This is a genomic window from Streptomyces sp. NPDC088387 (assembly GCF_044753385.1).
Lineage (GTDB): Bacteria > Actinomycetota > Actinomycetes > Streptomycetales > Streptomycetaceae > Streptomyces.
Map to the genome: position 1 here is coordinate 231,842 of NZ_JBIVNC010000010.1, position 14,056 is coordinate 245,897.

The window sequence follows — 14,056 nt, forward strand, 5'->3', positions numbered from 1 at the left end:
GGGAGGGCGCCCCCGCGCGCGTACCGGTGTTCAGCCCTTGGTCGTGCAGCTGGGCAGGTCGGCGGTGTCGCCCGCGCGGATGTCCTTCAGGGACGCGAGCGCGTCCTTGATGGTGTTGACCTTGACCAGCGTGAGGCCCTTGGGGGTGTCCCGGGCGGCCGACGCGCAGTTGTCGGCCGGCGTCAGGAAGTACTTGGCGCCCATGTCGCGCGCGCCGACCGTCTTCATCTCGATGCCGCCGATCGGGCCGACCTTGCCGCTGTCGTCGATCGTGCCCGTGCCGGCGACGAACGCGCCGCCGGTGAGCGGGCCCTTGGTGAGCTTGTCGTAGATGCCCAGCGCGAACATCAGTCCGGCGCTCGGGCCGCCCACGTCGGCGAGCTTGATGTCGATGCTGAACGGGAAGGTGTGGTCGGTCCCGGCGGAGATGCCGACGATGGCCCGCTTCTCCGCGGTGTCGTCCGAGGCCGTGGTGGTGATCGTGACCTTCTCGGACCCCGTCGGCTGCCGGTTCTCCTTCTCGGCGGCCGCCTGCTCCTTGGCGGGCACGATGGTGAAGACGACGTCCTCGCCCGGCTTGTGCTTGGTCACCAGCTCGGCGACGTCGGTCGGCACCTTGACCGCCGTACCGTCCACGGCCTTGATCACGTCGCCCGCGTGCAGCGCGCCCTCGGCCGGCGAGTCCTTGACGACGGTGGAGACGATCACCCAGGACTGGACCTTGATGCCGAGTTCCTTCAGGGCGGCGACCTTGGCGCTCTCCTGGGACTGGCTGAACTCCTCGGCGTTCTCCTGCGTCGACTGCTCCTCGGTCGTGCCGTCCGGGTAGAGCGTGTCGTGCGGGACGACCTTGTTGTCGTGGGCCAGCCAGCCGTAGACCGCCTCGACGAGGTTCATCCGGTAGTCGGCGCTGGTGACCCGGACCGTCGTCATGTTGAGGTGGCCCGACGTCGGATACGTCTTGTGACCGGCGATCTGGAGCACGGGCTCGCCGTCGTGGTCCCCGAGCGTGTTCACCGTCGGCCCCGGGGACATCTCCGCGTAGGGCACTTTGATGAGCACTCCGGCGCACAGCAGCGCGATCAGCATCAGGGTGGACGCGAGCATCGTCACGGTACGGCGTGGCATGCCTCGACAGTACGGGACGGTTCTGTCAGCGCACCGTCAGGGCCGCCCGTCGGGGGACGGGGCCGAGATCACGTACCGCTGCGGGTCTCCACGGCCTCGGACTCCATCGCCTCCGGGCCGGTCCGCTCCATGGCCGCGCGGAAGCGCGCGTACCCGTCCAGCTCCGGCCCGTCGCTGCGCGCCTTGCGGGTGCGGTTGGCCCAACTGCCCCACAGACCCGCGGCGATCGCCGCCACCAGCGGAATCAGCAACCAGGCGAGCGCCGCCATGCCGACCACCAACCCCAAATGAGCATTCGCAACTGACTGATCAGCAGATTAACCATCCGCACTGACAACGCTCACGCCAGGGGTGCGGTTACGCAACCTGAGGGCATGCAAGGGGGTTGGGACACGCCCGGGAGGGGGCCGATCGCCTCAGCAGGAGCCGACCCACTCCTCCGATCCGTCGGAGAACGTCTGGTGCTTCCAGATGGGCACCTCGTGCTTGAGGGTGTCGATCAGCATCCGGCACGCGTCGAAGGCGTCGCCCCGGTGCGGACACGCCACGGCGACGATCACGGCGAGATCGCCGACCTTGAGGTCGCCCACGCGGTGCACGGCCGCCAGCGCGCGTACCGGGTACTCCCCGGCGACCTTCTCGGCGATCCTGCGCATCTCCGCCTCGGCCGACGGATGGCTGGAGTACCCGAGCGCGTCGACGTCGGCTCCGCCGTCGTGATTGCGCACGGTCCCCACGAACAGCGCGATGCCGCCGGCGGCGGAGTCGCCGACGGCGGTGAAGACCTCGTCCAGGGAGAGGGCCGTCTCCCGGACGGCGATCAACTTCACGGGCGCGGACGCGGCGCTCTCGCCGGGGTGATCATGCGTGACAGCCATAACGCCATCGTGCCCGAACACCCACCCCCAACGGAATCCCGATTCCATTCCGGAGACAAAAGCCCACACAGCCGCGGACAGCCGTGCCGCAGGACGGTTCCCACCCGCGTAGCCGCGGGCAGGCGTGCCGCAGGGCGGCACGGGTGGGCGCGGCGGCACCCCGTCGGCGCCGGGCTGCGCGAACGCCCCGCAGGGTCACCCCCACGCCGGGCACAGCGCGGGAGACGCCGCTCTCACGAACGTAGCCCTCAGATCCGGCGTCGTGCCTTCCGGGCCCGCCGGACCACGGCCGCCGCCCCCAGCAGCGCGACCGTCGCCCCCGCAGCCCCCGCAGCAGTCGCATCCTTCCGCCCCAGCCGCCGCCCGGCGACAGTGTGCCGCCCGGCCACCTCCTCCAGCAGCTCGGCCAGCACCTCCTCGTTGCTCCACTGCGGCCGCCACCCCGCGTCATGCAGCCGGCTCCCGCTGACCACCCACGGATACATCGTGTACGCGAGATCCCCCGCCGGAGACGGCGTGAGCCCGATCCGGTGCAACCGCGCGGCCGCCCCCAGCGCGACGGCGGACGGCAGCTCCATCCGCCGGATCCCGCTGAGCTCCTCGACCTCCTCCTGCTCCAGCCACCCGTCGCACCCGACGACCAGCTCCCCCTCCACCCGCTCCAGCACGGCGTACTCCAGCGCGCTGCACAGATCCTCGACGTGGCAGAACTGCCAGGCCGGCCGCGACCCGGCCACCACAAGCAGCCGAGGGGACTCGAAGTACCTGGTCAGCGCGGTGTCCGTGCCCCCGACCAGCACCGCGGGCCGCACCACGGTGACATTGAGCCCCGGATGCGCCCGGGGCGCACGCCGCGCGAGCCGTTCGATCTCCAGCAGGTCCCCGACCCCAGTCGCCTCCGCCGTGGCCCGCAGCTCGGCGTCCTCCGACAGCGGCAGCTCGTTGTCCGGCAGGGCCCCGTAGACCATGGCCGACGTGCACAGCACCACGCGGTGCACCCCGGCCGCCGCGGCCGCGGTCAGCACGGTCTGCGTACCCCGCACGTTGTACGCCGTACGCGCCGCCGGATCGGTCTCCAGATCCAGGTCGAGGGCCAGATGTACGACCACGTCGGCGCCCCGCAGCTTGTCCGCGATCGCCGGATCCCGCACGTCGAGGATGTGCCACTGCGCCGCCGCGCACTCGCCCCGCCGCTCGTCGATGGCGATGACCTGCTTGATCTCCTCGGATGCGGCGAGCCGCTCGGTGAGCAGCGCACCCACGCCGGACGCCGCGCCGGTGACCGCGACGACGGGCCCGCGGCCACCCGCCGACTCGCCGGTGCGCGCCACGGCCGAAGCCGTGCTCGGTTCGGGCGAGGGGGTTGAGGGGTTTCGCGGTGCGCGAACCTGCGGATCTGGGGAACTCACCGGGCGTCTCCAGCGGTTGTCTACATACGTAGCGCGAGTGACGCGTACGTACCAGGTGGCATCCATCCTGCCGCAGCGATGCTGTGGGCGAAGCACCGAGGCCCCAACCGCCCGGGGTGTCTACGCTGGGTGGTGTTGAAGGGCAGTCGTGCCGTCGGACAGAACCGGCGGCCTTAACCAGCCGAGGAATCCCGTGAGTGACACCCCATTCGGATTCGGCCTTCCGCCGGAGGAGCCGGACGACGGCGACGAGGGCAAGAAGAAGGACCAGCAGAGCGGTGGTGGTCAGGAACCGGGCAACCCGTTCGGTTTCGGCCCAGGAGCCGGCGGCCCCGGTGCGGACAATCCGCTCGCTGCCATGTTCGGTTCGCTGAACCCCACCGACCTGGGTGCCGCGTTCCAGCAGCTCGGCCAGATGCTCTCCTACGAGGGCGGCCCGGTGAACTGGGACATGGCCAAGCAGATCGCCCGCCAGACGGTGTCCCAGGGCACCTCCGACGGCGTCAAGGACTCCAGCGTCGGCCCGGCCGAGCGCACCGCGGTCCAGGAGGCCGTCCGCCTGGCGGACCTGTGGCTGGACGACGCGACGTCGTTGCCGTCCGGCGCGGGCTCCGGCGTGGCGTGGAGCCGCGCGGAGTGGGTCGAGGCCACCCTGCCCGCCTGGAAGGAGCTCGTCGATCCCGTCGCCGAGCGCGTCGGCGGCGCCATGGGCGACATCCTCCCCGAGGAGATGCAGGCCATGGCCGGCCCGCTGATCGGCATGATGCGCTCCATGGGCGGCGCCATGTTCGGCACGCAGATCGGGCAGGCCGTGGGCGTCCTCGCGGGCGAGGTCGTCGGTTCGACCGACATCGGTCTGCCGCTCGGCCCGATCGGCAAGGCCGCGCTGCTCCCGCTGAACGTCGAGGCGTTCGGCAAGGACCTCGGTGTGCCGAAGGAGGAGGTGCGGCTGTATCTCGCCCTGCGCGAGGCCGCCCACCAGCGCCTTTTCGCGCATGTGCCATGGCTGCGCGCACACCTGTTCGGCGCGGTCGAGGGCTACGCGCGCGGGATCAAGGTCGACACCGCGAAGCTGGAGGACGTCGTCGGCCAGTTCGATCCGCAGAACCCCGAGGAGTTGCAGCAGGCACTCCAGCAGGGCATGTTCCAGCCGGAGGACACGCCGGAGCAGAAGGCCGCCCTGGCCCGTCTGGAGACGGCTCTGGCGCTCGTGGAGGGCTGGGTCGACGCGGTGGTGCACGCCGCCGCGAAGCCGCGTCTCTCGTCCGCCGACGCGCTGCGCGAGACCCTGCGCCGCCGCCGTGCCACAGGCGGCCCGGCCGAGCAGACCTTCGCCACGCTGATCGGCCTGGAGCTGCGCCCGCGCCGGCTGCGCGACGCGTCCCGCCTGTGGGCGTCCCTGACGGACGCGCGCGGTGTGGACGGCCGCGACGCCCTGTGGAGCCACCCGGACATGCTGCCCACGGCCTCCGACCTGGACGACCCGGACGGATTCGTGCACCGCGAGCAGATCGACTTCTCCGAGCTGGACAAGATGCTCGGCGAGGCGGCGGACGGCTCAGGCCCCAAGCCGGACCTCAAGAAGCCGCAGACCGACAAGAAGCCGCAGACCGACGCCGACCCCGAGACCGAGGGCGACGACACCGAGTGAGCCTGTACGACGACGCGGTCCTCGTACTCAAGGGCTACGAGGACCAGGCCGACCTGCGCCAGGACTACCTGGACCACCTGGCCGCCCACCCGGACGGCATGTGGAAGGCCTGCCACGCGGGCCATGTCACGGCCAGCGCGCTGGTGATCGACCCCACGCGCGACCGGGTGCTGCTGACGCTGCACAGGAAGCTGCGCATGTGGCTTCAGATGGGCGGCCACTGCGAGCCGGGGGACGCGGACCTGGAGTCCGCGGCCCTGCGTGAGGCGACGGAGGAGTCCGGCATCGGCGGGCTGAGCCTGCTGCCGGGCGGCCCGGTGCGCCTGGACCGCCATCCCATCCCGCCGCCGTGCAACTGGCACTACGACGTGCAGTACGCGGTCCTGGCGCCCCCGGACGCGCTGCACGCGGTGAGCGACGAGTCCCTGGACGTGCGCTGGTTCGGGTACGACGAGGTGGCGGACGTGGCGGACGGGTCCGTCGTACGGCTGCTGGAGGCGACGCGGGCGCGGCTGGGCGCGTGAGCCGGTCGATGCAGGCGTGCGTGGGGATTCGTAGGCGTAGGTCGGTGTAGGTAGACATGGGTCGACGTGAGTAAGGGGCGACCGCCTGGGTGGTCGCCCCTTACCTGTTGCCCGCGCGGAGTGTCAGTTGCGACTGCCGCCGAGGGAGTTCCCGGTCAGGCCGCCCGACCCCATGCCGAACTGTCCGAGCACACCCGAGGTGCGCAGGTGCTGCGGCGGCAGCAGCTCGCTGGGCTGCACGAGGACGTGTCCGGTGCCGGTGAACTGCATCTCCCAGCCCTCACCGGTGGAGCCGCGGCGGCGCCACACGGCCGACGTGGAGGTCGGCGCCTGGAGCTGGGTCCGCAGGGACGTGGACCAGGCGATGACCGCGTCCGCGTCGCAGCAGATGTTCCGCTCGGGCGTCACCTCCAGGACCAGCGGCTCGCCCGAGGTCATCAGGACGACCTCACCGGAGCCCGACAGCTCCAGGTTGTAGGCGCCCGCCGAGGCCACCTCCACGGCGCTGTCCACGGCGACGATGCCCACGTTGAGCGAGCCGTCGAAGGCGAGGACGGACTTGCTGTCCACGGTGATGCCGCGGCCGACGTCCATGATCTGGAGGTGCTGCGCGAAGTTGGCGAGATAGACGATCCCGTTGCCCTTGCAGCGCATGAGTTCGAGCTGCTCGCCGGTCATCCGCTCGACGTTGCGCCAGCTGCGGTTGCGGTACTGGCTGTCGAACTCGATCTGTCCCTCGAAGGCGACCATGGCGCCCTGTCGGGCCAGCACGGGACTGCCGCCGCGCGTGACGTCGGTCTTGAGCAGCTGCGGGTTCTGAAGCGTGTAGCGCTCGGTGTGCTCCACCGGGATGTGCGCGAAGAGTGTGCTGTGCATGTCTGCTGGTGCTCCTCTCAGCCCCGGTCAGCCACGGATCTTGAAGCGGTCGCCGGTGTCCTCGCTGGGCTGGACGACCACAAAGCCCTGTCCCTTGAAGCCGATCTGGAAGGCCTCGCCGCTGCCCCGCCCGATCAGCGCACTCGCCTTGATGCTGCGTCGCGCCTTCATGTCGAGGCCTTCGGTCCACGCGATCAGCGCGTCCGGGTCGACGTAGGTCTCGCGCTCGCCGCAGTCCAGAGAGATCGGCACACCGCGCGTGACGAGCGCGACCCAGCCGGTGCCCCTTACGACGAGGTTGGTCAGGCCGGAGCCGGACAGCTTCGCGAGGCCCTTGACCGGCTCGATGGTGAGCTGGAGCGAGGCGTCGCAGGCCAGCAGCGTCGGGCCGTTGACGGAGATGGCCTCGTTGTTCAGATGAACGACGAGCACCTCGCCGCCGTAGTCGGCCAGGTAGAGCTCGCCGTCGCCGCGGCAGAGCATCAGCCTGCCGCCCTCGCCGGTGACCATCTGCTCGGCGGTCCGGCGGAGGCTGCCGGGCGGCGCGTCGAACTGCACATAGCCGTCGTACGCGATCATCGAGCCGGCCTTCGCGTACAGGTCCTGTCCGCTGACCATCATGACCTTGAGCGTCTTGGCGTTGTGCACGCTCATCCGGACGTTGCCGGCCGCGGCGCGCTGCGCGTGGAGTGTCTGGAGGTCCATGGACTGCCTCACACCTCGAAGGGCTGGACGACGACGAAGTTGCCGGGCGCGCCGCGGAACTGGAGGTTGATGGCCTCCGAGTTCTGCCGTGCGTAGCCGGAGCGGCGCAGCCTGAGCGAGGTCGTGGTGACCGCCTGCGCGCCCGCGGACCAGGCGATGACGGCGTTGCCGTCCACATAGGTGGCCGGTCCCACGGGCAGGACCACGGGCACACCGCGCGTCTTGACGACGACCGCGCCGGTGCCGGAGAACAGCATGCTGAACAGCCCGCCGCCGGGCAGGCCCGCGCCTTCGATACGGCGGACCTCGGTGTCCAGCGCCTCGTCGAAGGCGAGCACACCACGCGCGCTGGTGTAGAGCTGCTCGCCCTGGAGGCGGATCACGAAGAGCCGGCTGGCCTCGTCGGCGAGGAACACCTCGCCGTCGCCGGAGCAGCGCATCAGGGCCATGCCCTGCCCGGTGAGCTGTCCGGTCAGTTTGCCGAGCAGTCCGGAGCCCTTGTGGGCGAAGTCGATGTCGCCCTGGTAGGCGACCATGCTGCCCTGCTTGGCGAGCAGGTTGGCGCCCTTGGTGAGGGTCGCGCGCACCAGCTCGGGGTTCTGCTCGGTCCAGCGGTCACCGACCGGCGCCTCCGCGTACTTCGTCAGTACGGCCCGCAGACCGGCCTCCTGCGGCACGGGCGCGAGCGCCGCGCCACCGCCGAAGGGCTGGGCCTGTCCCGGGAAGGCGGGGCCGCCGGGAGGCGGCGTGAAGGGGCCGCCGGGGGGAGGTGTGAACGGCCCTCCCGCGGGTCCGCCCGCGGGGGCGCCGCCCGGGGGTGTGAACGGGCCGCCCTGCGGCGCCGGTGGAGCCGACGGCGCCGGGACGGTCCCGGCGGGCGGGGTGTTCAGGGGCGCCACGATGGTCTGCGCGGAGTGCACCGAGGGTGCCGGAGAGGGCGGTGGCGGGGTCGCGCCGGGCGGCGGCGCGAAGCCCTGCGCGGGCGCGGGCGCGGGAGGTGGTGTGGGGGCGGGCGCCGGGGCCGGGACGGGCGCCGGCGCCGGGGCCGAGGGGGCGCCGAAAGCGGGCGGCGCGGCCGCCTGGGCGGGCGGCGCGAAACCGGGCGCGGCACCGGACTGCGCGGCCGGCTCGGCGGGCGTCTCCTCTTCCGCGACCTCGCCGCCGAAGTTCTGGAGCAGCGCGTCGAGACCGCCGTCGAAGCCCTGTCCGACGGCGGCGAACCGCCAGACGTCCTTGAGGTAGAAGTCGCCGAGCATCACGGCCCGCTCGGTGGAGAACTCCGAGCCGTCGAACGCGTAGCGGGCCACTTCCTCGCCGCCCGCGACGATCCGGATGTACCCCGGGGCGACCTGGGACATCTGCCCGCTGCCGTCGAGTGTCGCCGTGAACGACAGCTTCTGGATCTGCGCGGGGATCCGGTCGAGGGTGACCCGGAAGGACTCGGTGTCGCCCGCCTGCGCGCCCAGGAGCTGGATGGACTCCTCGGGGGACTTCGGCTGGTTGAAGAAGACGAAGTAGCGGTCGTCGGAGAGCCGTTCATCGGCGTCGAGCCCGAAGCAACTGATGTCGAAGGTCAGCCCGGGACCCGAGATCTGCACACCCACATACAGATCGGTCCCCGCGGTGAGGTCACTGATCCTGGCCTTGTGGCCGCGTTGGAATTCCCTGGCCATGCGTAACGACCGTCCCCCATCCCGAATGCGATTGCGTCGCGTCAGGCTAACGGCAATCGCCGACAAGGGAAGAAGTCGGTACAGACCCGGTACAGAACGTCGACCCGCGCCGCCGGCCCTCTACCGCGCGGGCACGTCATTTGCTCCGCGCGGGCACGTCATTTGCTCCGCGCGGGCACGTCATTCGCTCCGCGCGGGCACGTCAGTCGCCCCGCAGTTGCGGCAGCCGCTCCGCCGCGACCACACCCTCCAGATAGCCGCGGGCCCGCTCGGTGCGCGGAAACGCCTCCAGCAGCCGCCAGAAACGAGGCCCGTGACCCGGCACCAGCAGATGCGCCAGCTCGTGCAGAAGGACGTAGTCGACGACGTACTCGGGCATGCCCTGCAACCGGTGGGACAGCCGGATGCTGCCGTCGGACGGGGTGCACGACCCCCAGCGGGTGTTCTGGTTGGTGACCCAGCGCACCGACGCGGGCCGGGCCCGTCCGTCGAAGTACTGCTCCGACAGCCGCTCCGCGCGCTCCGCCAGTTCGGTGTCGCCGAGTACCCGCTTGCTCTCCTGGGCGGCCAGCTTGGCGAGCATCACGTTCACCCAGCGTTGCTCCTCCGCCTCGGACATCCGGGCAGGGATGAGCACTACGGTGCGATCGCCCTCGCGGTACGCCGAGACCGTCCGTCGTCGACGGGCGCTCCTGCGGACCTCGATCGCGCTCGCCCCCGAGCCGCTCGGCGGCGGGCTCGTCGTGCTGCGCTGTGGCGTTCCGGCGCGGTGCAGTGGGTCGGCGGGCACGCCCCGACGTTACCCGCTGCACATGAGTGAAGTCCCGGCTCGTGAACGGTTCCGTGGGCGATCCCCCACCAAGCGTCTGATTTGTACGACGAATACCCGACGCCTGTGGACAACTTTCCGCACCCCCGCCGCGGTCCCGGCATCCTGAGTCACGTCGGCGGAGCACGGACCGGGGACGGTCCTCGTGATTCCACCGGCGAACGGGGCGGTTCCACGACCCCCTCCAGAACTCTTCTCGTCCTCTCGGGCTACGGGGGCCTGCTATGCATCCGATGGTGAAGACCGCGCTGCGGCGCGGCTGGCGCGACCTCGGCACCGTGCAGTTCGGCATGGCGCCGGCCCACGCGATGACCCTGGGCCCGATGGACCCGGCGACGGGGCACTTCCTCGAACTGCTCAACGGCACCCGCGGACTGCCGCTGCTGCGGGAGGAGGCCCGGCGGATGGATCTGCCGGACGGCCATGTGGACGCGCTCGTGGACCGGCTCGCGCGGTCCGGGCTGCTCGACGACGCGCGGGGCGGTGGCCCGGCCGCCGACGCCCTGCGCAAGAAGATGGACGTGCTCGACCGGCTCCGCCCCGATCTGGCCTCGCTCTCCGTGACCACGTCCGAGCCGGGCGACGCCCCGGCCCGCCTGGCCGCGCGCCGCTCGATGCGGGTCCGGGTCCTGGGCGCTGGCCGCGTCGGGACGGTGCTGGCCTCGCTGCTGTCCGGCGCGGGCGTCGGCGAGGTCGACGTGCGGGACATCGGCAAGGTGGAGCCGTGGGACGTGGCGCCGGGCGGGCTGCCCGCCGACGCGGTCGGGGAGCACCGGGCGGAATCGGCCCGTCGCGCGGTACGCCGGGCCGCACCGGACCGGCCCCCGCGGCGCTCCCCCGGCCCGGCCGAGCAGGACTCCGACCCGGGACTGTCCCTGGTGATCCTCGCCCCGAGGGACGACGTCGCCGTCCACGCGCCCGCCCCGGAGTCCGCCGACCCCTTCCTCTCTTCCGGTACGCCGCATCTCTACGCCGGTGTCGTGGAGGCCACCGGTGTCGTCGGCCCCCTCGTCCTGCCCGGCGAGACCGGCTGCGCGGGCTGTCTGCACGAGGGCCGCACCGACCGCGACCCGACCTGGCCCCGCCTGGTCACCCAGTGGCGCTCCGGAAAGCAGCGGCAGGTGCGGGCCTGCGATCTCACCCTGGCCACGACGGTCGCGGGGCTGGCGGCGGCCCACTCGCTCGCCTTCCTGGACGGCCACGTACCGTCGAGTGCGGGCGCCCGCTGGGAGGTCTCGCTCCCCGCCCTCCAGTGGCATGCCCGACCGGTCTGGCCGCATTCCGCATGCGCGTGCGGCGCCGCGGAGAAAGGTAAGGCAGAACACACCTCTGAGGAGGGGCACCCGCACGAGACAATGGTGGAGCAACGGTCGTCAACGAAGTTGTGCCGTACGACAGGCGCGGCGCGGCCGTCCGGCACTTGGAGGGCGCATGTCTGATCTTCCCCGGAAGGCGGTCACCCGGACCGCCAAGCTCGCCGCGCTCCCGCTCGGTTTCGCCGGACGGGCCACCTGGGGCCTGGGCAAGCGGATCGTCGGTGAATCGGCGGAGATCGTCGGCCGCGAGCTTCAGCAGCGCACGGCGGAGCAGCTGTTCAAGGTGCTCGGCGAGCTCAAGGGCGGCGCGATGAAGTTCGGGCAGGCCCTGTCCGTCTTCGAGTCCGCCCTGCCCGAGGAGGTCGCGGGTCCCTACCGGGCCGCGCTGACCAAGCTCCAGGAGGCGGCTCCCCCGATGCCGACCCGGACCGTGCACGCCGTGCTGGCGGAGCGGCTCGGCGACGACTGGCGTGAGCTGTTCCTGGAGTTCGAGGAGAAGCCGTCCGCGGCGGCCTCGATCGGCCAGGTGCACCGGGGTGTGTGGCGGGACGGGCGCGAGGTCGCGGTCAAGGTGCAGTACCCGGGGGCCGGCGAGGCCCTGCTGTCCGACCTGAACCAACTGAGCCGTTTCTCCCGGCTGTTGGGGCCGCTCATCCCGGGGATGGACATCAAGCCGCTGATCGCGGAGCTGCGCGACCGGGTCTCCGAGGAACTGGACTACGAGCTGGAGGCGCAGGCCCAGCAGGCGCACGCCGACGAGTTCGCCGACGACCCCGACGTCGTCGTCCCGGCCGTGGTCCACCAGTGCGACCAGGTGCTGGTCACCGAGTGGATCGACGGCATCCCCCTGTCGGAGATCATCTCGGACGGCACCGAGGAGCAGCGCGACCGCGCCGGCCAGCTGCTGGCCCGCTTCCTGTTCTCAGGCCCGGCCCGCACGGGTCTGCTGCACGCCGATCCGCACCCCGGCAACTTCCGGCTGCTGCCGGGCGGCCCGGACGGCGAGGACGACTGGCGTCTTGGTGTCCTGGACTTCGGCACGGTCGACCGGCTCCCCGGCGGACTGCCGGCCCCGATCGGCCACAGCCTGCGCCTGACGCTGAACGGCGAGGCGGAGGCGGTCTACGAGCTGCTGTGCTCCGAGGGTTTTGTGAAGGACTCGATAGAGCTCGACCCGGACGCCGTCCTGGACTACCTGCTGCCGATCATCGAGCCGGCCCTGGTCGACTCGTTCACCTTCACGCGCGGCTGGATGCGCAGCCAGGCGGCCCGTGTCGCCGACGTCCGCTCCCCCGCCTACCAGTTGGGCAAGCAGCTCAACCTGCCGCCGGCGTACCTGCTGATACACCGCGTCACGCTGAGCACGATCGGGGTGCTGTGCCAGCTGAACGCGACGGTCCGGCTGCGCGAGGAGCTGGAGGAGTGGCTGCCGGGCTTCGTGTCCGAGAACACCGAGAACACTGAGAACACCGAGAGCACCGATGAGGCCGCGGCGGAGGCCTGAGCGGAACCGCGGCTACCACCAGGCCGAGTCCAGCCGTCCCTCGATCGCTCTGAGGTTGTCTCTCGAGCAGCTGTCGCAGAAGTAGTTGCGGACACCGTGCTCCACGGAGCAGGTCCATGTGGGCTGCGGGCCCTCGGCAGGGGTGCCGCAGCGGGCACACACGAGGGTCTGCGGCTGCCCGGCCCGGCCGCCTTGGTCACTGCCTCCGGCACGACTCTTCACCCGGCGACGATATCTCCGCCCCCGGGGAATACCGGAACACAACGCACCGCGGGGGCCGGTCCGTTCGGACGGACCGGCCCCCGCGAGAAGCCTTCGCCTCCCGGTCCGGGAGGCCACCGCTTCGAGTGTGGGTGGGTTACTGCATGACGGCGATCGCCAGCGCACGGCGGGCGCGCAGGGAGGCGCGCTCCGCCCGGCGCTGCATACGGCGGGCGGCGGCCAGGTTCATGGCCCGGCGCTCCTGCTCCGCGTCACGCAGGCGGTCGTGCATATGCGCACGAGCCAGGGCTTCTGGGATGAGTTGCATCTCGCGGGTCCTGTTCTGGCGCGAGTCGTTCGCACCGGTGGTGGTGACGTCTTCTGTCGCGGAGCCGGTGGGCTCGTTGGGGGACGGCTTCATCGGGGCCTGCTTCTGGGGGTCGTGCGTAAAGGGGCGGTCGATCGTTCCTGCGATGGTGTTCATGCCGTGACCGGGTTCTTGCGCGGGCGGCCACGCGGCCGCTTCCGGGCGACGACAACACCCTGGACGAACAGCTCTCCACCCCAGACGCCCCAGGGCTCACGCCGCTCCTTCGCGCCGGCGAGGCAGGCCTCGATCAGCGGGCAGGTGCGGCAGAGCGACTTGGCGTACTCGACATCGGCCGGGGACTCGGCGAAGAAGAACTCCGGGTCGTAGGAACGGCAGGGGACGGGTACGCCGAGGTTCTCGATGGCGTCGTCGAGCGCGGTGAGCGCAGTGAGCGGGGTCAAGGTGGAGTCCTCCGTGAGGCCGGGCGGGGGGATCGTTTCGGAAGGCGGTACGGACGGGGCGTGCGCTTCGAGTTGCACGGTTGGTCTTCCTCGTCTGTCGGTCCGGGCCCTGTTGGGCCGGGTGTCGGCTTGGTACCGGGTTCTTTTCTTGTCCCGAGGCCCCTTCGGCCTGCTCTCCCCGTTCGGGGAAAACAGAAGGGCCGCGGATCCCGGATGGGGTTCCGCGGCCCTGGAAGGCGCCGGCCTGATCAGAGATCAGGCTGGATCACTCCAGGGGTCTGGCCCACGGAAGGCCCACATCGTGTGGTGCTGGGTCGTCTGCTTCCGGAATCCGGCACCGGTCGCTGCAAAGGCATAGGCCTTCGCCTGTGCCTCTACGGCTGCTTCCAGTGCCTTGCTCGGTCGCTCATTGCGCTCACGGACGGGAAGGCCCGCGAGAGGCAGAGACAGGGAGGCGGCCGGACGTGCGGCACGGATGCCGGACAGACCGGTGCCCAGGTTCGAAACGCCGAGCATGCACAGGGAGACGGCCGAGCGATCGGTCATTTTGACCGGGCTGCTGAAGCTGGTGTTGATGCTGATCACTGGACT

At 71.3% G+C, this 14,056-nt stretch carries 16 protein-coding genes; 4 read left to right on the forward strand and 12 right to left on the reverse strand.

Annotated elements, in window-relative coordinates; all coding sequences use genetic code 11:
• Positions 1-30 precede the first annotated feature (30 nt).
• From ACIQAC_RS26620 to ACIQAC_RS26635, 4 genes are all read right to left on the reverse strand, one after another.
• A complete protein-coding gene (locus ACIQAC_RS26620) occupies positions 31-1,128 on the reverse strand; it encodes a PDZ domain-containing protein (protein WP_402194904.1) in 1,098 nt (365 codons plus the stop codon).
• Positions 1,129-1,196: 68 nt separating this feature from the next.
• On the reverse strand, positions 1,197-1,397 hold the full coding sequence (locus tag ACIQAC_RS26625; protein ID WP_402194905.1) for a hypothetical protein: 201 nt from the start codon (positions 1,395-1,397) through the stop codon (positions 1,197-1,199).
• Positions 1,398-1,544: 147 nt separating this feature from the next.
• Positions 1,545-2,006 carry a molybdenum cofactor biosynthesis protein MoaE gene (locus ACIQAC_RS26630; protein ID WP_402194907.1) on the reverse strand — a complete coding sequence of 154 codons (462 nt, stop codon included), beginning with the start codon at positions 2,004-2,006 and terminating at the stop codon, positions 1,545-1,547.
• A 248-nt stretch (positions 2,007-2,254) separates the two neighbouring features.
• Positions 2,255-3,415, reverse strand: coding sequence for an SDR family oxidoreductase (locus tag ACIQAC_RS26635; protein WP_402194909.1), 1,161 nt, complete (start codon positions 3,413-3,415; stop codon positions 2,255-2,257).
• Positions 3,416-3,608: 193 nt separating this feature from the next.
• On the opposite strand from ACIQAC_RS26635, the gene ACIQAC_RS26640 reads away from it, so the two are divergent.
• Together ACIQAC_RS26640 and ACIQAC_RS26645 are read left to right on the forward strand one after the other, a co-directional pair.
• Positions 3,609-5,066, forward strand: a complete 1,458-nt coding sequence (locus ACIQAC_RS26640) for a zinc-dependent metalloprotease (RefSeq protein WP_402194911.1) — start codon at positions 3,609-3,611, stop codon at positions 5,064-5,066.
• A complete protein-coding gene (locus tag ACIQAC_RS26645) occupies positions 5,063-5,590 on the forward strand; it encodes an NUDIX hydrolase (RefSeq protein ID WP_402194913.1) in 528 nt (175 codons plus the stop codon). The genes ACIQAC_RS26640 and ACIQAC_RS26645 overlap by 4 nt, the downstream gene beginning before the upstream one ends.
• 123 nt (positions 5,591-5,713) lie before the next feature.
• Here ACIQAC_RS26645 and ACIQAC_RS26650 read toward each other — a convergent pair whose 3' ends face one another.
• The 4 genes from ACIQAC_RS26650 to ACIQAC_RS26665 all read right to left on the reverse strand — a co-directional run bounded on the left by ACIQAC_RS26650 (position 5,714) and on the right by ACIQAC_RS26665 (position 9,634).
• The gene (locus ACIQAC_RS26650; protein ID WP_402194914.1) at positions 5,714-6,466 is read right to left on the reverse strand and encodes an AIM24 family protein; all 753 of its coding nucleotides are present in this window, start codon (positions 6,464-6,466) and stop codon (positions 5,714-5,716) included.
• Between the two features lie 27 nt (positions 6,467-6,493).
• Complete coding sequence (locus ACIQAC_RS26655) at positions 6,494-7,171, reverse strand: AIM24 family protein (protein ID WP_402194915.1); 678 nt, start codon at positions 7,169-7,171, stop codon at positions 6,494-6,496.
• An 8-nt stretch (positions 7,172-7,179) separates the two neighbouring features.
• The gene (locus ACIQAC_RS26660) at positions 7,180-8,844 is read right to left on the reverse strand and encodes a TerD family protein (protein WP_402194917.1); all 1,665 of its coding nucleotides are present in this window, start codon (positions 8,842-8,844) and stop codon (positions 7,180-7,182) included.
• A 202-nt stretch (positions 8,845-9,046) separates the two neighbouring features.
• Positions 9,047-9,634 (reverse strand): M48 family metallopeptidase, encoded by a 588-nt coding sequence (locus ACIQAC_RS26665; RefSeq protein ID WP_402194920.1) that lies wholly within the window; start codon positions 9,632-9,634, stop codon positions 9,047-9,049.
• 263 nt (positions 9,635-9,897) lie between these two features.
• Between ACIQAC_RS26665 and ACIQAC_RS26670 the strand changes: the two genes are divergently transcribed.
• Positions 9,898-11,112, forward strand: a complete 1,215-nt coding sequence (locus tag ACIQAC_RS26670) for a TOMM precursor leader peptide-binding protein (protein WP_402194922.1) — start codon at positions 9,898-9,900, stop codon at positions 11,110-11,112.
• Positions 11,105-12,493, forward strand: coding sequence for an ABC1 kinase family protein (locus tag ACIQAC_RS26675; protein WP_402194924.1), 1,389 nt, complete (start codon positions 11,105-11,107; stop codon positions 12,491-12,493). The genes ACIQAC_RS26670 and ACIQAC_RS26675 overlap by 8 nt, the downstream gene beginning before the upstream one ends.
• Before the next feature lie 12 nt (positions 12,494-12,505).
• Here ACIQAC_RS26675 and ACIQAC_RS26680 read toward each other — a convergent pair whose 3' ends face one another.
• The 4 genes from ACIQAC_RS26680 to ACIQAC_RS26695 all read right to left on the reverse strand — a co-directional run bounded on the left by ACIQAC_RS26680 (position 12,506) and on the right by ACIQAC_RS26695 (position 14,050).
• A complete protein-coding gene (locus ACIQAC_RS26680) occupies positions 12,506-12,715 on the reverse strand; it encodes a hypothetical protein (RefSeq protein WP_402194926.1) in 210 nt (69 codons plus the stop codon).
• Positions 12,716-12,851: 136 nt separating this feature from the next.
• A complete protein-coding gene (locus tag ACIQAC_RS26685; protein WP_402194928.1) occupies positions 12,852-13,178 on the reverse strand; it encodes a hypothetical protein in 327 nt (108 codons plus the stop codon).
• On the reverse strand, positions 13,175-13,543 hold the full coding sequence (locus ACIQAC_RS26690) for a WhiB family transcriptional regulator (protein ID WP_361264358.1): 369 nt from the start codon (positions 13,541-13,543) through the stop codon (positions 13,175-13,177). Before ACIQAC_RS26690 ends, ACIQAC_RS26685 begins: the two co-directional genes overlap by 4 nt.
• Before the next feature lie 177 nt (positions 13,544-13,720).
• The gene (locus ACIQAC_RS26695; protein ID WP_402194929.1) at positions 13,721-14,050 is read right to left on the reverse strand and encodes a hypothetical protein; all 330 of its coding nucleotides are present in this window, start codon (positions 14,048-14,050) and stop codon (positions 13,721-13,723) included.
• Positions 14,051-14,056 lie beyond the last annotated feature (6 nt).